The sequence below is a fragment of the Pseudomonas sp. Xaverov 83 genome, assembly GCF_019352905.1.
Lineage (GTDB): Bacteria > Pseudomonadota > Gammaproteobacteria > Pseudomonadales > Pseudomonadaceae > Aquipseudomonas > Aquipseudomonas yamanorum.
Window position 1 is genome coordinate 1 of sequence record NZ_JAAAFU010000015.1, and the last position, 23,230, is coordinate 23,230.

22 protein-coding genes and 1 tRNA gene are annotated in these 23,230 nt (G+C 61.3%); 11 read left to right on the forward strand and 12 right to left on the reverse strand.

The window, feature by feature from the left end:
* Nucleotides 1–104 precede the first annotated feature (104 nt).
* The gene (locus tag K0H47_RS06570) at nt 105–1,121 is read right to left on the reverse strand and encodes a DUF4917 family protein (protein ID WP_219272229.1); all 1,017 of its coding nucleotides are present in this window, start codon (nt 1,119–1,121) and stop codon (nt 105–107) included.
* Between the two features lie 127 nt (nt 1,122–1,248).
* Here K0H47_RS06570 and yiaY point away from each other — a divergent pair, with 127 nt between their 5' ends.
* Nucleotides 1,249–2,397 carry an L-threonine dehydrogenase gene (gene yiaY, locus K0H47_RS06575; protein ID WP_093200850.1) on the forward strand — a complete coding sequence of 383 codons (1,149 nt, stop codon included), beginning with the start codon at nt 1,249–1,251 and terminating at the stop codon, nt 2,395–2,397.
* On the opposite strand, the gene K0H47_RS06580 is transcribed toward yiaY, so the two are convergent.
* Nucleotides 2,364–3,551 (reverse strand): MFS transporter, encoded by a 1,188-nt coding sequence (locus K0H47_RS06580; protein WP_177027177.1) that lies wholly within the window; start codon nt 3,549–3,551, stop codon nt 2,364–2,366. The two genes, yiaY and K0H47_RS06580, sit on opposite strands and share 34 nt — an antisense overlap.
* Before the next feature lie 115 nt (nt 3,552–3,666).
* Between K0H47_RS06580 and K0H47_RS06585 the strand changes: the two genes are divergently transcribed.
* The 6 genes from K0H47_RS06585 (at nt 3,667) to K0H47_RS06610 (ending at nt 9,748) form a co-directional block, all read left to right on the forward strand.
* The gene (locus tag K0H47_RS06585) at nt 3,667–4,341 is read left to right on the forward strand and encodes an NAD(P)H-binding protein (RefSeq protein WP_177070750.1); all 675 of its coding nucleotides are present in this window, start codon (nt 3,667–3,669) and stop codon (nt 4,339–4,341) included.
* Nucleotides 4,342–5,253 carry a LysR substrate-binding domain-containing protein gene (locus K0H47_RS06590; RefSeq protein ID WP_219272231.1) on the forward strand — a complete coding sequence of 304 codons (912 nt, stop codon included), beginning with the start codon at nt 4,342–4,344 and terminating at the stop codon, nt 5,251–5,253.
* 235 nt (nt 5,254–5,488) lie between these two features.
* Nucleotides 5,489–6,682 (forward strand): CaiB/BaiF CoA-transferase family protein, encoded by a 1,194-nt coding sequence (locus K0H47_RS06595; RefSeq protein ID WP_201141194.1) that lies wholly within the window; start codon nt 5,489–5,491, stop codon nt 6,680–6,682.
* Nucleotides 6,679–7,617 carry a hydroxymethylglutaryl-CoA lyase gene (locus K0H47_RS06600; RefSeq protein WP_177070748.1) on the forward strand — a complete coding sequence of 313 codons (939 nt, stop codon included), beginning with the start codon at nt 6,679–6,681 and terminating at the stop codon, nt 7,615–7,617. Before K0H47_RS06595 ends, K0H47_RS06600 begins: the two co-directional genes overlap by 4 nt.
* Nucleotides 7,618–7,676: 59 nt before the next feature.
* Nucleotides 7,677–9,008, forward strand: coding sequence for an MFS transporter (locus tag K0H47_RS06605; protein ID WP_219272232.1), 1,332 nt, complete (start codon nt 7,677–7,679; stop codon nt 9,006–9,008).
* 212 nt (nt 9,009–9,220) lie between these two features.
* On the forward strand, nt 9,221–9,748 hold the full coding sequence (locus K0H47_RS06610; protein WP_177027174.1) for a DUF4142 domain-containing protein: 528 nt from the start codon (nt 9,221–9,223) through the stop codon (nt 9,746–9,748).
* Nucleotides 9,749–9,803: 55 nt separating this feature from the next.
* Here the strand turns inward: K0H47_RS06610 and K0H47_RS06615 are convergent, their stop codons facing one another.
* From K0H47_RS06615 to K0H47_RS06630, 4 genes are all read right to left on the reverse strand, one after another.
* The gene (locus K0H47_RS06615; protein WP_201141219.1) at nt 9,804–10,229 is read right to left on the reverse strand and encodes a low affinity iron permease family protein; all 426 of its coding nucleotides are present in this window, start codon (nt 10,227–10,229) and stop codon (nt 9,804–9,806) included.
* 109 nt (nt 10,230–10,338) lie between these two features.
* On the reverse strand, nt 10,339–10,821 hold the full coding sequence (locus tag K0H47_RS06620) for a methylated-DNA--[protein]-cysteine S-methyltransferase (RefSeq protein WP_093200822.1): 483 nt from the start codon (nt 10,819–10,821) through the stop codon (nt 10,339–10,341).
* An 89-nt stretch (nt 10,822–10,910) separates the two neighbouring features.
* Nucleotides 10,911–11,243 (reverse strand): hypothetical protein, encoded by a 333-nt coding sequence (locus K0H47_RS06625; RefSeq protein WP_063032687.1) that lies wholly within the window; start codon nt 11,241–11,243, stop codon nt 10,911–10,913.
* Between the two features lie 88 nt (nt 11,244–11,331).
* Nucleotides 11,332–12,231 carry a LysR family transcriptional regulator gene (locus K0H47_RS06630; RefSeq protein WP_063032685.1) on the reverse strand — a complete coding sequence of 300 codons (900 nt, stop codon included), beginning with the start codon at nt 12,229–12,231 and terminating at the stop codon, nt 11,332–11,334.
* A gap of 95 nt (nt 12,232–12,326) precedes the next feature.
* Between K0H47_RS06630 and K0H47_RS06635 the strand changes: the two genes are divergently transcribed.
* The 4 genes from K0H47_RS06635 to K0H47_RS06650 all read left to right on the forward strand — a co-directional run bounded on the left by K0H47_RS06635 (nt 12,327) and on the right by K0H47_RS06650 (nt 16,057).
* Nucleotides 12,327–13,490 (forward strand): MFS transporter, encoded by a 1,164-nt coding sequence (locus K0H47_RS06635; RefSeq protein ID WP_093200812.1) that lies wholly within the window; start codon nt 12,327–12,329, stop codon nt 13,488–13,490.
* Nucleotides 13,487–14,680: an MFS transporter gene (locus K0H47_RS06640; RefSeq protein WP_219272234.1), complete on the forward strand. Its 1,194-nt coding sequence runs from the start codon at nt 13,487–13,489 to the stop codon at nt 14,678–14,680. Before K0H47_RS06635 ends, K0H47_RS06640 begins: the two co-directional genes overlap by 4 nt.
* 607 nt (nt 14,681–15,287) lie before the next feature.
* Nucleotides 15,288–15,527 carry a DUF6124 family protein gene (locus K0H47_RS06645; RefSeq protein WP_177027170.1) on the forward strand — a complete coding sequence of 80 codons (240 nt, stop codon included), beginning with the start codon at nt 15,288–15,290 and terminating at the stop codon, nt 15,525–15,527.
* Nucleotides 15,528–15,607: 80 nt separating this feature from the next.
* Nucleotides 15,608–16,057, forward strand: a complete 450-nt coding sequence (locus tag K0H47_RS06650) for a GNAT family N-acetyltransferase (RefSeq protein ID WP_177070743.1) — start codon at nt 15,608–15,610, stop codon at nt 16,055–16,057.
* A gap of 105 nt (nt 16,058–16,162) precedes the next feature.
* On the opposite strand, the gene K0H47_RS06655 is transcribed toward K0H47_RS06650, so the two are convergent.
* The 6 genes from K0H47_RS06655 to K0H47_RS06680 all read right to left on the reverse strand — a co-directional run bounded on the left by K0H47_RS06655 (nt 16,163) and on the right by K0H47_RS06680 (nt 23,228).
* A tRNA-Gly gene (locus tag K0H47_RS06655) sits at nt 16,163–16,236 on the reverse strand.
* A gap of 138 nt (nt 16,237–16,374) precedes the next feature.
* Complete coding sequence (locus K0H47_RS06660) at nt 16,375–17,259, reverse strand: alpha/beta fold hydrolase (RefSeq protein WP_063032674.1); 885 nt, start codon at nt 17,257–17,259, stop codon at nt 16,375–16,377.
* Between the two features lie 305 nt (nt 17,260–17,564).
* Nucleotides 17,565–18,257: a pseudouridine synthase gene (locus K0H47_RS06665; RefSeq protein ID WP_063032672.1), complete on the reverse strand. Its 693-nt coding sequence runs from the start codon at nt 18,255–18,257 to the stop codon at nt 17,565–17,567.
* Nucleotides 18,257–18,469 (reverse strand): cysteine-rich CWC family protein, encoded by a 213-nt coding sequence (locus K0H47_RS06670; RefSeq protein ID WP_063032670.1) that lies wholly within the window; start codon nt 18,467–18,469, stop codon nt 18,257–18,259. The genes K0H47_RS06665 and K0H47_RS06670 overlap by 1 nt, the downstream gene beginning before the upstream one ends.
* Nucleotides 18,470–18,542: 73 nt before the next feature.
* On the reverse strand, nt 18,543–22,304 hold the full coding sequence (locus tag K0H47_RS06675; protein WP_219272235.1) for a 5-oxoprolinase/urea amidolyase family protein: 3,762 nt from the start codon (nt 22,302–22,304) through the stop codon (nt 18,543–18,545).
* A 291-nt stretch (nt 22,305–22,595) separates the two neighbouring features.
* On the reverse strand, nt 22,596–23,228 hold the full coding sequence (locus K0H47_RS06680) for an urea amidolyase associated protein UAAP2 (protein WP_093200786.1): 633 nt from the start codon (nt 23,226–23,228) through the stop codon (nt 22,596–22,598).
* Between the last annotated feature and the right edge of the window lie 2 nt (nt 23,229–23,230).

Here is a 23,230-nt window from a genome sequence, read left to right on the forward strand (position 1 = left end):
TTTGGTTACTTTTGGGGCGTTTGCCAAAAGTGACCCGCTGTAAGAGCGGAACCATAAGCCGCCGTTACCGCAGCAACGGATATGTACACCCCACCCCACCCCCATCACCGCTCCACGGGCACCGAAAGCCCCGAATTCCCAAGCGCATGACTACGCGCATCAAAAAACCGCAACTCCACATCCACCCCCTCAAACAACGCCGCAAAACGTCGCTTCTGCTGCTGAATAAACCCCGCACTGCGCCCAAACACCGAAATCGCCAACATCGTGACCTTCGCCTGCCGAATCGCCTGCACCAGATGCACATCCTGCGCCCCGAGGTGATGCCCGAAAATGCAAAGCGCGCCCTCATGACTCAACAACTGCTCATAACAGAACGACAAATAGTCAGAACTGCGAATGGTCTTCAGCTTCTCCTCAACCTTCCCCTCGCTGACAAACAACGGCACATCATCCAACGTCTTGATCGTGTTGTTGATCGCAAAACTGCTAAGCAACGTACTGTCAGTGGTCGGCAATTTACGCGCCGTACCGTCAAGGTTACGCACCAGGTGCAAACCACCATGCAAATACAAAATGCGCGTGCCGTCGGTGACGGTATTGCGCAGGTCAAAGCTCGCATCCGCACTGCGAAACAGATCATCGATGCCCGGCGCCTGCAGGATCGCCCAGTAGTTGAGCAAGTCGTAATTGCTGGTGAATACCGTCGGATAACTCGCCAACTCCTGATGAATCGTCGCCAGCGTCGAAGGCTTCACCAGGCGCCACGGAATGTGCACGCTGTGGATCGTATTGATCAGCGCTTCCTTGATCGCGTAGTAGCGATTACGCGGCGCCGCCGAGCTGACCGCCAAGGCCTTGTTGACCCGGCTGGTGGTTTTCAGCGCGCCCAGCACCTGTTCGAAACTGCGGGTCTGCATCGCGTCAAACACGCTGAGCTCGGACTGGCTCAGGGGTTTTTCTTCCACGGTGCGGGCGTTTTCGAACAGTGAGTCGTAGGCAAAGTCTTCCCACACTGCGCGGCTGGCGCCGTTGCCGATCAGGATCCCGCTGAAGGCGGTACTGCTGCGCAAGGCGTTCCAGTCTTCAAGGTGGGCGTCAAAATCCTGGGAATCCTTCATTGCGGCGGGTCTACTCAAAATCGGCTGGGCGGTGACTTTATCACGAGCGGGCGTTGATCCTGGTCAAGATGCCGCAGGCAATCGAGGTCGATGCTGTAGGCATAACGACTTTCGAGGATTTGCCACCATGAGCAGCACCTTCTTCATTCCATCCGTCAACATCATGGGCATCGACTGCCTCGACGAAGCCATGACTGCGATTCGCAACTACGGTTTTCGCAAGGCGCTGATCGTCACTGACGCCGGGATGGCCAAGGCAGGTGTCGCCAGCATGATCGCCGAGAAACTCGCGATGCAGGACATCGACTCGGTGATCTACGACGGCGCCAAGCCCAACCCGAACGTCGAGAACGTCGAAAAAGGCCTGGCGTTGTTGAAACAGAGCGCTTGCGATTTCGTGGTGTCCCTCGGCGGCGGCTCACCCCATGACTGCGCCAAGGGCATTGCCCTGTGTGCGACCAACGGCGGGCACATCGGCGATTACGAAGGTGTCGACCAGTCGGCCAAACCGCAACTGCCGCTGGTGGCCATCAACACTACCGCTGGCACTGCCAGCGAAATGACCCGCTTCTGCATCATCACCGACGAAACCCGTCACGTGAAAATGGCCATCGTCGACCGCAACGTCACGCCGCTGCTGTCGGTCAACGACCCGGCGCTGATGGTCGGCATGCCCAAGGGCCTGACTGCCGCCACCGGCATGGACGCACTCACCCACGCGATCGAAGCCTACGTGTCCACCGCCGCCAACCCGATCACCGATGCCTGTGCGATCAAGGCCATCGAACTGATCAGCGCCAACCTGCGGATTGCGGTGCGCGACGGCCAAGACATGGCGGCCCGGGAGAACATGGCGTATGCGCAGTTCCTTGCCGGCATGGCCTTCAACAATGCGTCCCTGGGGTTCGTACACGCCATGGCGCACCAGTTGGGCGGGCTCTATGACCTGCCCCACGGCGTGTGCAATGCGGTGCTGTTGCCCCATGTGCAAAGTTTCAACGCCAGCGTCAGCGCCGAACGCCTGAGCCATGTGGCACGGGCCCTTGGCGCAGACATCAAAGGGACGTCGGTTGAAGAGGGCGCTCAGGCGGCCATCGCGGCGATTCGCAGCCTGTCCCAGGATGTGGAAATTCCTGCCGGGCTGCGGGAGCTGGGCGCCAAGTTGCAGGACATCCCGCTGCTGGCGTCCAACGCCCTGAAGGACGCCTGCGGCCTGACCAACCCACGGCGCGCGGATCAGCGTCAGATTGAAGAGATCTTTCGCAGCGCGTTCTGATCAGCCCTGGCCATGGCGACGCACAGCAGTGCGCCGCCCGCCAGCGCCACGCATAACACCGCCAACGGCCAGGCCTGCTGACTCGCCAACAGGCTGGCCACCCCGCCGATCGCCGCCGCCATCAACTGATGCATGAAACCGCTCAAGGCCATGGCGTAGGAGCCGCTCACCGGCGACTCATCATTGGCCAGCGACAGGCTGATGGGATAACTCATCGACTGCCCGAACACCGCCAGGCAATACGGCAGCCACAACAGGATCGCCAGCCCGTTGGCAAACAGGCTGCCCAGCAACATCGTCGCGCTGCCGCACATCACCAACGCTACGCCCCAACTCATCATCGATAGGCGCCCGGTACGGGCGACCAGGCGATTGACCATCAATGCGCCCGCCAGATACGCCCCGCTGATCGGCCAGCCGAGCCAGCCATATTGCGCGGCGCTCCACTGGAAATGGCCCTGCAAGATCAACGGTGCGCAGGTGTTGAAGGCGATGATCACCCCATAACCCAAACCGCCCGCCAGCGCAGGCCGCAGGAACGCCGGATGGCGCAGGATCGTGGCGTAGATGTGCCAGGCCGAGACGTGCCCGGCGGCTTTTTCCAAAGTCGGAAACACCACCCGTTGCAGCGTAATCATCAAACCGACAGCCGCCATCGACAGCCCGTAAAAGATCGCCTCCCAGCCAAATGCCACTTGCAACAGCGAGCCCACAAACTGCCCGATGCCCAGGGCGATCACGAATGTCATCCCCAGCCACGACAAGCCTTTAGCCAACAGGGCACCGCTGAAACTGTCGCGAACCAACACCCGCGCCATCACCGACACACCGCCCGCGCCGAGGCCTTGAACCAGCCGCAGGCCGAGGAACGATTCGAGGCTGTAGGCGGACGGAATCGCCGCACTGGCCAGCGCGTACAGCGTCAACGCGGCCAGGAGCACCGGCTTTCTGCCCAGGCGCTCACCGAGGCTGCCCCAGAGCAGCATCGGCAACGCCATACCGATCAAATACACCGCCAGGGCCAGGGCCACCTGATCCTCGGCGGCTGGCAATGCGTGGGCAATTGCCGGTACGGCGGGTAGGTAACTGCTGATGCCAACCTGGGACAGAAAGGCCGCGCTGCAGGCGATGGCGAGGGTCGTGGTGCTTTTCAAGGGGCAAAAGATCCTGTTGGGCAGTAAGCTGCAAGCCGCAAGCTACAAGCTGCTAATGTGTTTGTCTCTACCTGGCAGCTTGAAGCTAACCGCTTGTCGCTTAGGAACCAACCTTATGAGAGTTCTATTATTCGGCGCCACCGGCATGGTCGGCCAGGGCGTGTTGCGCGAGTGCCTGCTGGCCAGTGACGTGCAGGAAGTGGTCGCCGTCGGCCGTACCGCACTGGCCCAGGAACACGGCAAGCTGCACCAGGTGCTGCATGCCGATATGTTCGATTTCCAGCCCCTGGAGCATCTGCTGCAAGGCTTCGATGCCTGCTTCTTTTGCCTGGGCGTTTCCTCGGTGGGCATGGACGAAGTCAAGTACACCCACCTGACCTACGACCTGACCCTGGTGGCCGCCAGCACCCTGGCGCGGCTCAACCCACAGATGACCTTTATCTACGTTTCCGGCGCCGGGACTGACAGCAGCGAAACCGGCAAAACCATGTGGGCGAGGATCAAGGGCAAGACCGAGAACGCGTTGCTGCGCCTGCCGTTCAAAGCGGTGTACCTGTTCCGTCCCGGGGTGATTCAGCCGTTGCACGGCGTGCGCTCGAAAACCCCGCTCTACCAGTCCATCTACACCGTGGTCGGCCCGTTGTTGTCGCTGCTGCGCCATGTGCGGCCGGCCTGGGTAGTGAGCACTGAAACCGTTGGCCGCGCGATGCTCTCGGCCGTCCGGCACGGCGCACCTCTGCCGGTGGTGGAGCAGGCCGATATCAATCGCTTGGCCACCGAGCGCGCCTAGATGCTGCACAAAAGCCTGGTCCGTCGCCTTGACCTGATCACCCTGCAATTGTTTGTGGCGGTGCATGAAGAAGGCACGCTGACCCGCGCCGCCGCCCGCGAAGCCATTGCGGTCTCGGCCGCCAGCAAGCGTTTGATGGAGCTGGAACAGGTGCTGGGCGTGAGCCTGTTTGTGCGCCAGGCCAAGGGCATGCAGCTCACGGCCGCCGGCGAGACCTTGCTGCACCATGCGCGGCAGATGCTGTTCAACGTCGAGAAGATGGGCCTGGAGCTGGGCGAACACAGCCACGGCGTGCGCGGTTATGTGCGGATGCTGGCGAACCTCTCGGCGATCATTCAGTTCCTTCCGGAAGACTTGCGCGACTTTTCCGCGCTGCACCCACAGGTGAAGGCCGATCTGGAAGAGCGGCCCAGTAATGGTGTGGTCCAGGGTGTGATTGACGGCGTTGCGGACCTGGGCATCTGCTCCAGCGACACCGATACCAAAGGCCTGCCCGGCGTGACCTATCGCCGGGACAAACTGGTGGTGCTGATGCCGGCAGATCACCCGTTGGCGTCGCGCAAGACCCTGGCGTTCGTCGAGACGCTGGACAGCGACTACGTGGGGCTGCATTCCGCCAGTTCGATCAATATGCGCACCCATGCGGCGGCGCGGGAGGCGGGCAAGGTGTTGCGCCTGCGGATCCATGTGCCGGGCTTTGATGCCATGTGCCGAATGGTCCAGGCCAACATGGGCATCGGCATCCTGCCGCAAAAGGCCTACGAGTTGTTTGGCCGGGCACTTGGGCTGCACGCGGTACCGCTGACGGATGCCTGGTCGGATCGCAGCCTGATCCTGGTGGTGCGTGACGAGGCGCAGCTGTCGCCGGTGAGCCGGCTGTTGTTCGATTATTTGCGTCGGGAGCAGGGCTGAGCGAAACACTGCAGGCCTCATCGCGGGCAAGCCCGGCTCCCACAGTTGACCGAGTTGTTTGGGGAAAAATCGATCCCCTGTGGGAGCCGGGCTTGCCCGCGATAGCGATTTAAAGAGCGCCCAAAATCCCCGACCCTTCGCATTTCGCGAACGCTCGTTGCCAACTGACGGTTGGATTTCTACTGCCTGCGTCCTCTAGCCTTGGACCACATTCCAAGAACAAGAGGTACACCCCATGACGGCTCCCCTGAGCGGTATCAAGGTGATCGAGATCGGCACCCTGATTGCCGCGCCCTTCGCCGCCCGGCTGATGGCCGAGTTTGGCGCCGAGGTGATCAAGATCGAAGCCATGGGGCAGGGCGATCCGCTTCGCAAATGGCGAAAGCTGCATGAAGGCACGTCGCTGTGGTGGTACCTGCAATCGCGCAACAAGAAGTCCCTGGCCCTGGACCTTAAGTCGGCAGAAGGCCTGGACCTGGTCAAACAATTGCTGGGCGACGCCGACGTGCTGATCGAAAACCTGCGCCCCGGCGGCCTGGAAAAACTCGGCCTGGGCTGGGACGTGCTGCATGCCCTCAATCCCAAGCTGACCTTGGTACGTATCTCTGGCTACGGCCAGACCGGCCCTTACCGCGACCGCCCGGGCTTCGGGGCCATCGGCGAGGCGATGGGCGGGATTCGCTACACCACCGGCAACCCGGATTCTCCACCGGCGCGGGTGGGCGTGAGCCTCGGTGATTCCCTGGCGTCACTGCACGGCGTGATCGGCGCGCTGATGTCGCTGCTGCGGGTCAAAACCGGCCAGGGCGACGGCCAGATTGTCGACGTGTCCCTGGCCGAAAGTGTGTTCAACCTGATGGAAAGCCTGGTACCGGAATACGACATGCTCGGCCATGTGCGCGAACGCAGCGGCGGCGCCTTGCCCGGCATCGCACCCTCCAACACTTACCTGACCGCCGACGGCGCCTACGTGGTGATCGCCGGCAACAGCGACCCGATCTACAAGCGCCTGATGCTCGCCATCGGCCGCGCCGACCTGGCCGAAGCGCCGGAGTTTGCCCACAACGATGGCCGCGCCGCCAAGAGCGGCCTGCTCGACGCCGCCATCACCCACTGGACCAGCAGCCTGCCCATCGACCAGGTGCTCAGCGCCCTGGAAGCCGCCGAAGTACCGGCAGGGCGCATCTATTCAGTGGCCGATATCGTCGCCGACCCACACTACCAGGCCCGCGATATGTTGCTTAGCGCCGACCTGCCCGGCGGCCTCACGGTGAAGATGCCCGGCATTGTGCCCAAGCTGTCGGAAACCCCCGGCGCGGTGAACTGGCAGGGCCCAAGCCTTGGCCAGCACACCGATGCAATCCTCGGCGACCTGGGCTTGAGCGGGGCCGATATTCAACGTCTGAAAACCTCGGGAGTGGTGCAATGAAAAGCTATTCCGATGCCCTGATCGTGCAGGAAGTCTCGCCCCGGGATGGGCTGCAAATCGAGCCGACCTGGGTCGAGACCGTCGATAAGATCGCGTTGATCGACCAACTGTCCCTGGCGGGTTTTTCCCGGATCGAAGCCGGTTCGTTTGTTTCACCCAAGGCCATTCCCGCGTTGCGCGATGGCGAGCAAGTGTTCCAGGGCATCACCCGTCGCCCCGGGATTATCTACGTGGCCTTGATCCCCAATCTCAAGGGCGCCCAGCGCGCCGTCGAGTCCCGGGCTGATGAGTTGAACCTGGTGATGTCTGCCAGCCAGACCCACAACCTGGCGAATATGCGCATGCGTTGCGAAGCCTCGTTGGCGGCGTTCGGCGACATCGTGAGTTTTGCTGCCGACTATCCGGTGCGCCTCAACGGCAGCATCGCCACCACTTTCGGCTGCCCGTTCGAGGGCAAGATTGATGAAGACCGTGTGCTGCAATGGGTCGACGCCTACCGCGAGTTGGGCATCCAGGGCATCAGCCTGGCGGACACCACCGGCATGGCCAACCCGCGTCAGGTCGAACGCCTGGTCACGCGTGTGCTGGAGCGTATTCCGGCGAGCGACCTGACCCTGCATTTCCACAACACCCGCGGCCTGGGTTTGTGCAACGTGCTGGCCGCCTACGAGGCCGGAGCGCGAAGGTTTGATGCGGCGTTGGGCGGTCTCGGCGGCTGCCCGTTTGCACCGGGCGCGTCGGGCAATATCTGCACCGAAGACCTGGTCAACCTGTGCGACGAAGTCGGGATTCACACCGGCATCGATCTGCCGCACTTGCTGAAAATGTCGCGACAACTGCCGGCCCTGCTCGGCCATGAACTCCCGGGCCAGGTGGCCAAGGCCGGGCGCAATTGCGACCTGCATCCGCCACCGGCCTACATCGCCACCTTGTAAGCCGCCACCAGACAACAAAAACAATCGGACGCCTGCGAGCAGTCCGCTGGAGAGAAACAATGAGCCTTAATACGTTGGAGGCCGGCGTGCGCCCGGCCGCTGAACACGATGCGGAAAAAGCCCTGGTCAGCAAGGTCGCCTGGCGCCTGATGCCGCTGATCATGGTCTGCTACCTGTTTGCGTTTTTTGACCGCATCAACATCAGCTTCGCCAAGTTCCAGCTGCAGACCGACCTGAGTTTGAGCGACACCGCCTACGGCCTCGGCGCCGGGCTGTTTGTGGTCGGCTATGTGATCTTCGAAGTGCCGAGCAACATGATGCTGTACAAGGTCGGCGCTCGCCGCTGGATCGCGCGCATCATGATGTCGTGGGGGCTGGCGACGGCCGCCATGGTGTTCGTCACGGCCGAATGGCAGTTCTACGGCCTACGTTTCATCATCGGTGCGATGGAGGCAGGGTTCGCGCCGGGCGTGTTGTATTACCTGACCTTGTGGTTCCCGCAGCACTACCGTGGGCGCATCACGTCGATGCTGTTCCTGGCGTCGGCGTTTGCCGGGCTGGTGGGCGCGCCGTTCTCCGGGCTGGTGCTGGAACACCTCGATGGCGTGCTGCAAATGCGCGGCTGGCATTGGTTGTTCTTGCTCGGTGGTTTGCCTTGCGTTGGCCTGGGTTTCCTGGTGCTCAAGTTGCTCAAGGACCGCATCGAGGATGCCCACTGGTTGACCTCGGCGGAGAAGACGTTGCTGGCCAGCCGCATTGCCGTGCATGAACCCCACAAGAGTGGCGGCTCATTGCTGGCAGCACTCAGGATTCCCGGCTTCCTGATGCTGGGCTTTATCTACTTCCTGATCCAGGTGGCGTCCTACGGCCTGAACTTCTGGGCGCCGCAATTGATCCGCAGCGCCGGCACCCAGAGCCCGGTGATGATCGGCCTGCTGACGGCGATTCCCTACGTCTGCGGCGCTATCAGCATGGTGGTGATCGGACGCTTGTCGGACGCTACCGGCGAACGCCGCAAGTTCGTCAGCGGCCTGGTGGCGCTGGGGGCGGTGGGGTTCTTTTGTGCGGGGATCTTTGCGGATCACACCACGTTCCTGATCGTCGCCCTGAGCTTGCTGGGCGCGGGCATCATCGCCTCGATCCCGACCTTCTGGACCTTGCCGCCTAAGCTGTTGGCCGGTGCTGGCGCGGGCGCGGCAGGCGGGATTGCGGTGATCAACACCCTGGGCCAGTTCGGCGGCATCGTCAGCCCGGTGATGGTCGGCCGGATCAAGGACCTGACCGGCAGCACTACGCCGGCGCTGTATGTCATCGGCGTGTGTGCGTTGTTGGCGGCGGCGCTGTTGCTGTGGGGCTTGCCGCAGAAGCTGCGCACCCTCGACAAGCGCTGATCAGCCGGCAGTGAGCCACGCCGGGTGGAGACCCGGCGTTGAAGTGGCTGAATGGGCAGGTGCAGGGAGTATTGTCGGGCCTGTTTGGCAGCAGGATTTGACGACCGTTCGTCGCACTGGCAAGTTTTTTCTAAACCTTTACCGCCCTGAAAATTCAGATTCAGAGCGGGGCTCATTTCCCTGCACCTGTTTATTACCTGGAGGAACCCATCATGAGCCGCATGGCTATCCGGTTACGCACCGCCAGTTTCGCGATGCTGCTGGGCCTCGGCGCCAGCAGTGCTTTCGCCCAGTCGCCTGCCGATTTCATCGAGCAGGCTTCGGCCAAGGGCATGGCCGATATCGAGACCAGCCGCATGGCACACGCCAAGACGTCGTCCCAGGAAATCAAGGACTACACCATCGAAGTCATCAATGAACGCACCCTGGCCAATCAGCACCTGGCGGCCATTGCCAAGAAGCTCGACTTGCCGGTGGCCCCACGGGACAAGATCGTCGACAAGGCCGAATCGCTGATGCCCGAGCTCAAGGACGGCGATTCGTTTGACGCCGCCTACACCGCCGAGCAGGTCAAGGCCAATGAAGACGCGATCGCGCTGTTCAAGCAGGAAGGTGCCGAGTCTGACATTCCTGAAATAAAGGCCCTGGTGGATGAGACCCTGCCCAAGTTGGAAGAACGCCTGGAGAAAGCCCGGGCGTTGGCGTCGACTTACGGTAAAGGTCACCAAGGCGACGGTTGATTGCGTTGAGTACTTCATAAAAAACGGCGGCTGGATCACTCCAGCCGCCGTTTTTTTATGCCTGGTTAAAGTCCGTCTTGGGGCGGTCACCGTCAGTCGGTGTTTCGGTCACCAGTGTGGTGACGGTGATGGTTTCGCTATCCCCAATGGTCTTGTATTCCTTGCGTAATTTCTCCAGTTCCTTGCGGTCCATGCCGTCCAGGCTCAACACGGCGTTTTGTGCGTCCTTGGTGGCGCGTAGCAACTCGTCGATCTTGATATGCAAAATATCGTTGTCGCGGTTTTGCGTGTTCTGGATCAGGAACACCATCAGAAAGGTGATGATGGTGGTGGAGGTGTTGATGATCAGCTGCCACGTGTCGTTGTAGTGGAAATAAGGCCCGCTCAAACTCCACAGGAGGATCAACCCCACCGCCGCGTAGAACGTGCGGGCGCTGCCTGCCCAGCGGGACAGGGATTGAGAGATGGCGGAGAATTTCATAACCGTTTTCCTTAAAGGGTGGGTGATGAAAATACTGACCGCAGGCGTGCGCTGAAATTTCTTTTTACAATTGAGGGATTGAACAAAGTTATACAGTTTTTGCCGGGATTCAGGCGTGCTCCTCCAGCTCCAGCAGATACTGCTTGGCCTCAAGCCCACCGGCGAACCCGGTCAGCCCGCCCGAGGCACCAATCACCCGATGGCACGGTGCGACAATCGAAATCGGATTGCGCCCGTTGGCTGCGCCGACGGCACGCACTGCCTTGGGGTTACCGATCTGTGCGGCAATCTGGCTGTAGCTGCGGGTTTCCCCGAACGGGATGGTCAACAGCGCCTGCCAGACTTTCTTCTGGAAGTCGGTGCCGGCAAAGTCCAGTTCCAGCTCGAAACGGTTGCGGGTACCGGCGAAATATTCCTTCAACTGCCGCTCGGTTTCCTGCAACACCGGGCTGTTATTGGCCTCTTGCAGGGCACCCAGGCGAACACGGTTGGGGCGTTCTTTTTCCCAGAGGATGGCGGTGAGTTTTCCGCCACGGGCCACGAGGGTCAGTTGGCCGACGGGGGAGGGCATGTATTTGTATTCATAGGACATGGTCGGGCTCCTTGAGTGGGTATGGCTCTACTGTAGATAGGCCGGCCCATGGTGGAACTACGTTTCTTGCGGTCGAATTCGCGAACGACTTAGAGGTTCCAGTAAACCCAATCGGCGTAATACGGATACCCGTAAAGCCACGAGAACCAGTACAGCGCCTTGAGTACCGATGCCGTACCAATGACAAAAAATGAAGCGATGTTGAACAGCGTGATGATCACGGCAAATACGGTTACACGTCGGCTGGCATGCAGTTGGGCAAAACGGGCGCCATAAACGGAGGCCGTGATGGACGCCAGCACCAACACAAGTCCCAGCGGAAAGGGCAGCCTGAGAAACGAGAGCAGCAGAGGCGCGATCAGCACCCAGCCCAGTACTTTGCGCAGTACGGGTTTTGGAGTGCGTTGTGCGGGAGGGAGCATGCCGGTTCCTGATTCAGAGGTGACGGGTGAGCATCATCGTGGCCTTGGTTCGGTGTGGCATTCGGAGTTTGCTTAATCGTGAAAGTGCCTATCGGATATACAAAAGTTCATCAATCACCTTCATGAATGCTTCAACCATCAAGCTTCGCCCTTCGGCTCGGGTGAGAACCAACAGCTGCGCATACGCATCCAGATCCACCAACGGCCGATACGTCACGCCCTTATTCATCAAACTCTGAGTACATTCCGGTACCAGCGCCACACCTTGTCCCGCCGCCACCAGTGCAATGATCGAGGTAATTTGCCGCCCCGACGGCCCGGCCCGCAGTGGCAAACCCTTATGCCGATATAGCTGTTCAATGGACTGGTTAAGCCCCGAGCCATAATCGGCTGGAAACAGAATCAACGGATACCCACTCAACTGCGCCAGGCTGACCTCGGCCTGGTTGGCCAACGGGCTGTCGCTGGACACCGCCGCCACCAGCCGCTCCTCACCCAACGACAACGCTTGCACCTCAGTCTGACCTTCCTGGGGCAGTAACCGGCTCAAGCCGATATCCAGGCGCCCATCAGCCACCTGTGCGCCCAGGCTGCCGGAGGCGCATTCCACCAGCGTCAATTGCACATCGGGAAAGCGTTGGGCGAAGGCTTGAATCGCCTGGCTGAACAAGTCCGACAGGGCAATCGAACTGACGTAACCCAGCGCCAACTGCCCGGCGGCGCCTGCGGCCAGTTTGTCGGCGATGACCTCGGCGAGGTCGACCTGCTCCAGCACCGCCCGTGCGTAGGGCAGGAACGAGCGGCCCTGAGGCGTGAGCGAAACCGTGCGACTGGTGCGGTCGAACAGGCGAAACCCCAGCTCAGCCTCCAGCGCGGAAATCTGCCGGGTCAACGGCGGCTGGGCCAGGTGCAGGCGCAGGGCGGCGCGGCCGAAGTGCAATTCTTCGGCGACGGTCAGAAAGTAACGCAGCTTGCGTAGGTCGAGCATCCTGGCCCCAGGGTATTGATCGGTTCGAAATCGGTATTGGTCTCGGGTGTGCGGGTCATTCTATAAAGGCCGCAGATAATAAAACGAGAGGTTTCATGAAACCGCGCCTGCATTGTGCCCGTCTTGCCCTGTTCCTGTGTGGCTGCGCGGCGTTTCTCAACCTCTACGCCACCCAGAGCATTTTGCAGACGCTTGCCGCCAACTTTGAGGTGAGCGCCAAGGCTGCCGGTTGGAGCATTACCGTCACCACCTTGGCGGTGGCGCTGACCGCGCCGTTTGTCAGCCGCCTGACCGGGCGGTTTGAGCAACGCACCGTGATCTCGGTGGCCGCGCTGTTGCTGGCGGTGCCGGCGCTGATGACTGCCTATGCCAGCAGCTTTGCCGAACTGCTGGTGTGGCGCTTTATCGAAGGGATGCTGATTCCGGTAGTGTTTGCCACCAGCGTGGCTTATATCGGTGATCGTTGGCGCGGCGGCACCGTGACCGAGGTCACCAGCCTCTACGTGGCCGGCACCGTGCTCGGCGGGTTTGCCGGGCGCTTCGTCACCGGGGTGATGACCGAGTATGTCGGCTGGCGTGAAGCCTTTGAGCTGTTGGCGGTGTTGAGCCTGATGGTGGGCGGGTTTATCCAGTTCCTGCTGCCGGGCAATCCACCCCGAGCTGCGCGACCGTCAACCACCTGGGCTGACGTGCTCGGCACGCCGCTGCTGGCTGCCTACGCTGTAGGGTTTTGCGTGCTGTTCTCCCAAGTGGCGACGTTTACCTACGCTGGCCTTTACCTCAGCCAAGCCCCGTTCGACCTTGGTCCGGCGGCGCTGGGCACGATCTACATGGTGTTCCTGCTGGCCCTCGTAGTCATTCCCGTTGCCGGGCGCCTGAGCAAATCCCGCCCGCAATCCGAACTGCTGACCGCCGCTGCGGCACTTGGCGTCTGCGGCTCGGCCCTGACCTTAGTGCCGTCCCTGTGGTGCATCGTACTGGGCCTGGCCCTCAGTTCCACCGGCGTATTCCTCGCCCAGGCCGCCGCCAGCGCCTTCACCACCGCCACCGCCCGCCACAACAAGGCCGGCGCCGTGGGCCTGTACCTCACCTGCTATTACCTCGGCGGCAGCTTTGGCGCCATCGTCCCGGCGCTGATCTGGGGGCGCTGGGGCTGGACGGGATGCGTAGCGCTGATCATCGGTTTCCAGTTGCTGTCACTGCTGATCGCCCTGACGGGCTGGAAGCCCCTCCAACCTGAACTGAGCAAGACCTCATGAGCGACGCCGTTGCCGTGCCCGTACCCGAGACTTCCGCCCGTCGCCGCTCGTTGATCGCCGGCTGCAGCGCCCATGCGATTCACGATGGCCTGACGGATGTGATCTACGTGCTGCTGCCGATCTGGCAAGCGCAGTTCGGCATGACCTACGCCCAGATCGGCCTGCTGCGTGGCGCTTACTCCGGGATGATGGCGGTGTTCCAACTGATGGCCAGTCGCGCCGCCAAACGTTGGGGGCGTATGCCAATGCTGGTGGGCGGCACGGCGCTTGCCGGTGTTGCCTATCTGTTGGCGGGGCAGGCGACCGGGTTGGGCATGTTGTTGCTGGCGCTGTTGTTGGGCGGGCTGGGGGCGAGTACCCAGCATCCGCTGGCTTCTTCGATGATCACCGATACCTACGAGAACGGTGGTGGGGTCAAGGAAGCGCTGTCTCAATACAACTTCTCCGGAGACATTGGCAAAACCCTGGTTCCCGGGTTGGTGGGGCTGTTGCTGACGGTCATCAGCTGGCGCTCCAGCGTCACGTTGTTGGGCCTGCTGGGATTGGCGGCAGCGGGGTTGCTGTGGTGGCTAATACCCACGCAGGCGGCGTCATTGACTTCCGGAAAGTCCGCCAAGACTTTGATCGGAAGTGGCTCGGTCAGCGGTCTGCGTGCGCTGATCGTCACGGGCACACTCGACAGTGCTGTGCGCATGGGCTTTCTCACGTTTTTGCCCTTTCTTCTGCAAGCTAAAGGCGCTGGTACTGCGGGCATCGGTCTCGCGCTGACCATGCTGTTTATCGGCGGCGCCTTCGGCAAGTTGCTTTGCGGCTACCTCGGCGCACGCATCGGCATGATGAAAACCGTGTGGCTGACGGAGACCAGCACCGCGCTGTTGATCGTTGCGGCGGTGTACCTGCCGTTGACCGGTTTGATGGTGATGTTGCCGGTGTTGGGGCTGGCGCTGAACGGCACGTCGTCGGTGCTGTACGGCGCCGTGCCGGACCTGGCGGGCGCGGGGAAACGGGAACAGGCATTTGCGGTGTTCTACACCGGCACCATCGGCGGTGGCGCGTTGGCGCCGGTGCTGTTTGGCGGGCTGGGGGACTCGATGGGCGTGCCGATGGCGGTGATGGTGTTGGCGGGGATGTTGCTGCTGACATTGCCGTTGGCGTGGGTGGTGCAGCGGGGTGTGGTGCTCGAGAGATAGCCGTCTTTTCTGATGGTGAATTCAGTTCGTTGTGGGAGCTGTCGAGCCCTGGCGAGGCTGCGATGGGATCGCTGCGGTGTACCTGACAGACCGCGCCGCCTGCATCGCGGGCAAGCCCGGCTCCCACAGGGAGTGCATTCCAGATTTGGGAGCGACACCGCTCTAATGTGGGAGTTGTCGAGCTTTGGCGAGGCTGCTATGGCCTTGCCTGAGTGCCACGAAAAATCACTGCCCATCCAGAGGAATAAGCGGTTCATGATCAATCTTGTTGCCAGAGATTGCCGGCTTATTTGGGCGAGCAAGCAGTGATGAATCTTGCGGCTTTGCCCACACAACCATCAGAATCGTCCCGGTTGTGCGCCTTAGGCGACCTCTTTAAGGTTCGTCAGCCGCTGCCCATCAGCGGTCGGGTTTAGTAGCCCGATTTGATCAACGGCGTATCGCTGTGCCATTTCTCAGATGTTTCGGTGTCTGGTCTTGATGGTGGCTGTACGCGGGGCGCCCTTGGGCGCGCCGGTTTCGTTGATCAACCGGTCTACTAACCCGCGTATAGCCGCCACCCTTTGTTTAGTAGCTCTGGAAGGTGGTCCTAACCGAGGATCAACAGATGTGTACTGACTCGTATAACTCAGCCGTAAGAATCTTCAGCGTACGTCCCGAAATCGGCACCGATGCATTACTCGCCAACGCCTACGAAACCATTGCCGGCGCTGGAGCAATGACCAACGAATTTGCAGATAACCTGCCAGATGAGCATCGCTGTCTGGCATTGGCAATTCAGCAAATGATTGAGCTGGGGCTTTTACTGGTAGAAACCGTGCAGGACCGAGTGGATCGGGTTTCTTGATTCTATAAAACGCTTTCCCTTCCAGGCCGCACATACCAAGGGAAGGGCAGCCGATTTTGACGTGTTGGGAGTCAGTACCGATGACCCGGAACAGCGAGACAAGCACAGCCCCGTCGGCCCGAGAGGCAACATTTGAAGACGTGAGTGCAATGGTTGAACTCGACGCTTACGCGAAATCGAATGTCAGCCGCGGCGAGCTTATTCGCGAGGCCGTTGAGAGGCGTCAATGCCTGGTTGCAGTAGAGTCCGGCAGCGTCGTCGGCTATCTCGTACTTACCCATGATTTTTTCGGGAATGGCTTTGTTTCACTGGTGGTTGTCTCTCCTGAACACCAGCGCAAAGGCATCGCACTTCTGCTGCTTGTTGCCGCCGAATCCCTATGTAAGACGGATAAGCTCTTCACCTCCACGAACAGCTCAAACGTTGCTTCACAGCAACTCATATCCAAGGCTGGATTCTTGCGCAGTGGCGTTATTGAGAATCTGGATGAGGGTGATCCGGAGCTTGTCTATTTCAAGTTTGTTCGGTGATTGGCAGCCTTCTCAAATTTCGAGCATAAAAAAACCGGTCACCAAGGACCGGTTTTTTTACACATCCCCCGTCAAAACCATCCTGACGCAGGACCAAAATCTGAGTGGAGCGGGTAGAGGGAATCGAACCCTCATCTAAAGCTTGGGAAGCTTTCGTTCTACCACTAAACTATACCCGCTCAGAGCGGCTGACTTTGTACCAGATGTGCTCGCGGATTTGAAGTTTTTCTTCGAAAATTCTGTGTTTTACGTGCCAACGGTCGGTCGTGGGCAGGCGGACCCCCTATGGAAATCCAGCCCACCCACAATTCCACCGCTCATACGGCAAACGCATGCTGTGGCTGGGACGCGTGGTATCGCAGCCGACTTGGCTGCTGCTCCGGCCTCAGAAACCCCATCAACGCCTCTCGGCTATCCCGGCACGCGGCCTTGTGCTCCATATCCAGAAAATGCCCGGTCGCCTGAATCGTGCCGAAGCTGCTTTTCGCAATATGCTGCCCAAACAGCTTCGCATCCTGGGCACTGGTGTACTCGTCCCATTCGCCGTTCAAGAACAACACCGGTATATCAATCTGCTTCGCCGCCTTGAGGTAGCACAGCCGGTCGCTGTTGAGCACGTGGCTGATGTGAAAGTGCATCTGCCCATACTCATGCTCGGCCAGGCTGCTCACGTGTTTGTAGTTGAAGCGTTTGAACAGCGACGGCAGGTGTTTGCCGATGGTGCTGTTGACCAGGTGGCCCACGCGGTCACGGTCGAGGTTGCCGAGGTAGTCGACGCCGCGCTCCAGGTAGTCGCGCATCGGGGCGTTGATCACCGGGGAGAACGAGCTGATCACGGCCTTTTCCACACGACGCGGGCGGTGGGCGAGGGCGACGAGGGTCGCGGCGCCGCCCCAGGAAAAGGACAGCACGTGTTCGGCGGCGAAGTGGTCGATGAGTTCCAGAAGGATCTGGCCCTCGACTTCTTTCGTCAGCATATGCTCGTGGCGGTTATGGATTTTTGAGCGACCGGCGTAGGGCTGGTCGTACAAAACCACGTTGAACGTCGGGTGCAGGCTTTTCACGGTCTGGGCGAAAGACGCAGTGGTGGCCATTGAGCCGTTGACCAGGATGATGGTCTTGGCAGCTGCGTCCGCGCGATAGAACTCCGTGTAAACCCGATACTGACCCTGTATATCCAGCACAGCGATTTCTGGCCTCATGTCGTAAGACTCCTGGCAAGCGGGTAATGCGCGCAGATCACTCTGCACGAGCTTTGTGACAGGTAGGCATACGCCTGGAAGTGAGGGCCCATGTCGATCCGGTACTGGCTGGCCGACGGGTGTTGTTATGGCGGGCAATTTGCCGTGAGGTGCCCGCAGATCAAGCGTGCGGACGGGCAAAGTGTTTCTTGTAGGTAGGGGTGACTCGCCAGTCAGATTGCGGCTGGCTGGGTTGATTCAAGCATCAGGGATGCCAGTTCGCCAGTCGAAGGCGTGGGTTTTTGCCATCATCGGCTGAACGGTCATCAGACCTGTTGGATTTCAGCGTCTGTAAGCGCCCGGTACTGGCCTGGCGCAAGGGCTGAGTCCAATTCCAGCGGCCCCATGCGCTCACGGTGCAGGCGGGTCACTTTGTTGTCGAAGTGCCCGAACATGCGCTTCACCTGGTGATAACGCCCTTCAATGATGCTCAGGCGCGCCGTTCTGGGGCTCAATAGCTCCAGTTCTGCCGGTTGCGTGGTGAGGTCTTCAAACGCGAAGTACAGGCCGGCGGCAAAGGTGGCGGCGTACTCCGGGCCGATGTCCTGCTCGGTCTCAACGTAGTACACCTTGGGCAGTTTGGTTTGCGGCTGGGTCAGGCGGCGCGACCACTGGCCGTCGTTGGTGATCAGCATCAGGCCGGTGGTGTTGAAATCCAGACGACCGGCGATATGCAGCTCGTGCTTGTCCGGTTCATCCAGCAGGTCGAGCACAGTGGGGTGTTGCGGGTCGGACGTGGCGCTGACGCAGCCCTGGGGTTTGTGCAGCATGAAGTAGCGCGCGGGTTTGCCGGCTTGCAGCACTTCGTCATCCAGTAGCACACGGCTGAACTCGCTCACCGGGTGATGCGGATCGCTGACGAATTGGCCATCGACGGTAATCCGCCGTTCCACCAGCAACAGGCGCACTTGCTTGCGGTTGAATCGGGGCAGGTTGCTGAGGAAACGGTCTACACGCATTACGACCGCTCGTTCCCGCGCAGTTGCTCGTCCACCTGGGCGCAGCGTGGGCACAGGCAGGCTTTGTTGCGCAGTTCCGGCGGCAAGGCTTCAAGCACGGCAGGGTCGATGCTGACGCTGTAGCACCAGCACGCCTGGTCGGCAGTGCGCGGGTCGGCCAAGGCGCAATCGTTGCGGGCGCCGCAGGCGGGGCAGAGGGTTGGCGTGGTCATCGGTCGGTTCAGGCTGTATCGGACAAGGTCCCGGTGAAACCCGGTGTGCCTTGCACGATACAGCCCCGAGGCGTTATTGCAAATCACGCTCCAGCACGACCACCCGTTGCCCGGCGCCAATGCCGCTGCCTGGTTGCACGGGAATTTCCCGCACGGTGCCGGCGAACGGCGCGAGTACCGGGATTTCCATTTTCATCGACTCCAGGATCACCAGTACATCACCCGCCGCCACGCGTTCACCCGCGCTCACCTGCACTTGCCAGAGATTGCCCGCGATGTGGCTGTCGATGCTGTATTCGTTGGCCTGCAACGGCGTGTCTTCGCCCAATGGCGCCGCGAGTTCCTCACTGTCGAAATGCGCCTGGCCGCTGGCGATCCAGCGTTCGCGTTCGGCGTTGAACGCACGCTGTTGTTGCCCGCGAAACGCGCCAATGCTCTCGGCTTCCTGCGCGAGAAAGGCCTGGTAGTCCGTCAGGTTCAACTGGCTGTGTTCGATGCCCAGTTCAAACCGCCCAAGGGGAAAATCCCGGCGTATCTGCACCAGCTCATCGGCGCTCACCGGGTAAAAGCGGATCTGGTCGAAGAAGCGCAGCAACCACGGTTTGCCATCGAACGCCGCGACTTCCCGGTAGCGGTTCCACATCTGCAAGGTGCGCCCGACGAACTGATAACCGCCGGGGCCTTCCATGCCGTACACGCACAGGTAGGCGCCACCGATGCCCACGGAGTTTTCGGCGGTCCAGGTGCGTGCCGGGTTGTACTTGGTGGTGACCAGGCGGTGGCGCGGGTCCAGCGGCGTGGCCACGGGCGCGCCGAGGTAGACGTCGCCCAGGCCCATCACCAGGTAGCTCGCGTCGAATACGGTGTGGCGCACTTCGTCGAGGTTGGCCAGGTCGTTGATGCGGCGGATGAACTCCAGATTGCTCGGGCACCACGGGGCATCCTTGCGCACGGTGGTCATGTATTTTTCGATGGCCAGTTGGCAGGCAGGATCGTCCCAGGAGAGTGGCAGGTGGACGATGCGCGACGGCACTTGCAGGTTTTGGCTGGCGCAGACGGCGTGCCATTCGCGGGTGATCAACGCCAGGAGGTCGGCGAGGGGCAGTTGTTCGGGCTGGTAGTGGATTTGCAGGGAACGGATGCCGGGTGTCAGGTCGATGACGCCGTGCAGGGCTCGGGTTTCGAAGGCTTGCATCAGGGCGTGGGCGCGAAAGCGCAGCACCAGGTCGAGTTCAGGGGCGCCGATTTCCAGGAGCAGGTGGGTGTCGCCGGCGAGGCGGGCGACCAGGCGCGTGTCGGCCTGGCCGATGTCCAGAACAACAGGCGAACTGATCGTTCCCACGCTCTGCGTGGGAATGCATCCTGTGACGCTCTGCGTCATTGCGTCGACAGCGGGACGCGGAGCGTCCCAGGCGGCATTCCCACGCAGAGCGTGGGAACGATCACACACCACAGGCGACTCAATCGAATGTGGGAGCGGGCTTGCTCGCGAAAGCATCGCCTCGGTTTGCCTGTCGGACCGAGTTGCCTGCATCGCGGGCAAGCCCGGCTCCCACACCTGATCCCATTCCAAGGCGAGTGTGCGGGCGGTCTTTAGGTCGACTGGAGTGAACTGAATCTTGTCGCCAGCCTTGAGCTGGCCCAACTGCCACAAGTCCGCCTCGATCACCGTCACCGGGCATACAAAACCGCCCAGGCTCGGGCCGTCGGGGCCGAGGATCACCGGCATGTCTCCGGTAAAATCCACCGCACCGATGGCATAAGGATTGTCGTGAATGTTGGACGGATGCAGTCCCGCCTCACCCCCATCGGTACGCGCCCATAATGGCTTCGGCCCGATCAACCTCACACCGGTGCGGCTGGAGTTGAAATGCACTTCCCATTGGGTGGCAAAGAACGTCTCGATGTACTCAGGCTTGAAGTATTCCGGCGCGCCGTGAGGGCCGTAGATCACCCGCAATGTTCGCACTTCGGCAAGCGGTTCAGGCACTAACGTGTTGCCGCAACTGACGTCTACCAACGGCAGCAAGTGCAACACGTCACCCGCCCGCAGAGCCCGTCCGCCATGCCCACCAAACTGCCCTAACGTGAAGGTACTTTTGCTACCCAGATAATCCGGAACCTGCAGCCCGCCGCGCAGGCAAAGGTAGCTGCGCGCACCGGCCCCGGCGATGGTGCCCAGGCTCAATGTCGCACCTGCCGGCACCAGCAGGGCGGTGTTCATCGGCACCGCTTCATCATTCAACCGTAGTGCAATGTCCGCCCCGGTCACCGCCACCACTGCCGCACAGTTGAAGCGCAGCATTGGCCCGCTCATGGTGATTTCCAGTGCGGCAGTACCCTCGGCATTGCCCAGCAGGCGGTTACCCAGACGCAATGCGCGGCTGTCCATCGGCCCCGACGGCGGCACGCCAACGGCCCAGTAACCGAGGCGCCCCGGATAGTCCTGGACACTGGTTTGGGTCCCGGCGCTCAGCACTTCGAACGTGTCGGCGTGGTACACCAAACCTTCAAGGCAGCGTGTCCACGGCTGGCCGCTGGCGAACGGTGCGGCCATCAGAATCTGCCGCAGGTAATCGCGGTTGGTTTCCACGCCGTACAGATGGCTCCTGGTCAGGGCTTGATGCAGATCCAGCCGCGCCTGTTCGCGGGTCGGTGCCCAAGCGATGAGCTTGGCGATCATCGGGTCGAAGTAGGGCGGGATCTCGCAACCGGCCTCCACCCAGGTGTCGACGCGCAGGCCTTCAGCGACCGGGAAATCCACATATGTCAAAAGCCCCGGGCTTGGCTGAAAATCCCGGCCCGGATCTTCGGCGTACAGGCGCGCCTGAATCGCGTGGCCGTTTGGCTTCAGGTCCAGTTCCCGCAGCGGCGGCATTTCTCCGGCGGCCAATTGAACCATCCAGCGCACCAGGTCCACGCCCCACACTTGCTCGGTGACGCCATGTTCCACCTGCAACCGGGTGTTCACTTCCAGAAAATAGAAGCGGCCGTCGGCGCTATCAAAGATAAATTCCACGGTACCGGCGCTGCGGTAATTCACGGCCTTGGCCAGGGTGATTGCGGCGTGGCACAGCTCATCCGCCATCCCGTCGGGCAGGTTCGGCGCCGGGGTTTCCTCGAGCACTTTTTGGTTGCGCCGCTGCACTGAACAGTCGCGCACACCGAGGGCAATCACCTCGCCACACCCATCACCAAATACCTGCACTTCCAGGTGGCGGGCGTGCTGGATGTATTTTTCGATAAACACACCGGCGTCGCTGAAATTATTCTGGCCGAGGCGTTTGACTGCCTCGAAACAGTCGCGCAATTCATCGGCGCTGTTGCACACGCGCATGCCGATACCGCCGCCGCCCGCTGTGCTTTTGAGCATGATCGGATAGCCCACGCTTTCGCCGGCCAGCAGCGCGGCGTCAAGGCTATTGAGCAACTCGGTGCCTTCCAGCAATGGGATGTTGTGCTGCTTGGCCAACGCCCGCGCGGTGTGCTTGAGGCCGAACACCCGCAGCTGTTCCGGCGTCGGGCCGACGAAGGCGATACCGGCTGCTTCGCAGGCTTCGGCGAACGCGGCGTTTTCCGAGAGAAAGCCATAGCCCGGATGAATCGCCGTGGCGCCACAGGCTTTGGCCGTGGCGAGTATTTTCTCCACCGACAAATAGGTGCCGGCCGCCGCGCCTTCGCCCAGGCTGCAGGCTTCGTCGGCCTGCTGGATATGCAGGCTGGCGGCATCGGCTTCGGAATACACCGCCACGCCCTTGACCGAAAGCTCGCGCAAGGTGCGCAGGATGCGGCAGGCGATGGCGCCACGGTTGGCGATCAACAGTTTTTCGAACATGGCAAAACCCCGCAGGCCGATGCATGTCCGGCCTTGTCCTGGGATGCGGGCCGTCCCGCAAATGTGGATGGCGCTGCGGTCGTCCGGAGCGCAAATTTCAACACCAATGGAGATCAACTGTGGGAGCCGGGCTTGCCCGCGATAGCGGTGGGTCAGCCATCCTATAGGCCGATTGATCCACCGCTATCGCAGGCAAGCCAGCTCCCACATTTGATCTTCAGCGTTTTCGGAGGCACTGCCCGGCTCGAGCCTGGCACAGGGCGAACAACCACTGACGCAACCGCTTCATTTTCAGTTCCATACCAGTAACTCCGCCGGGGTGGGGTTGTAGCCGTTGCACGGGTTGTTCAGTTGCGGGCAGTTGGAGATCAGCACGATCACGTCCATCTCGGCCCGCAGGTCGACGTATTTGCCGGGGGCGGAAATGCCGTCTTCAAACGTCAGTCCGCCATCGGCGGTCACCGGCACGTTCATGAAGAAATTGATGTTCGGCCCGATGTCGCTTTTACCCAGCCTTCCATCGTGGGCGCAGGCCCGCAGATAGTTGTCGCGGCAGCTGTGCATGTAGCGTTTTTCCAGGGCGTAGCGCACGGTGTTGCTCTCTTGGGCGCAGGCGCCGCCGAGGGTGTCATGGCGCCCGCAGGTGTCGTCGACGATGGTCAGCATCGGCTGGCCAAGGTTGGAATACAGCACGCTGCCGATGCTCAGGTACACCCTGTTTTGCCGGCGCAACGTGCGCTGCACGTCGTAGCGTTCCTTGGGGTTTTTCAGGCTGTAGAACAGCGTGTCGACGGCCTGGTTGCCCTCAAGGTCGAGGATGCGCAGCGTCTGGCCGGCCTTGACTTCCATCAGCCAGGGTTCGCCGGCGGGGATGGTCGCGCGGTACACGGCCGCGTCCGGTTGGTTGGCGAGTGCGATAGACATGG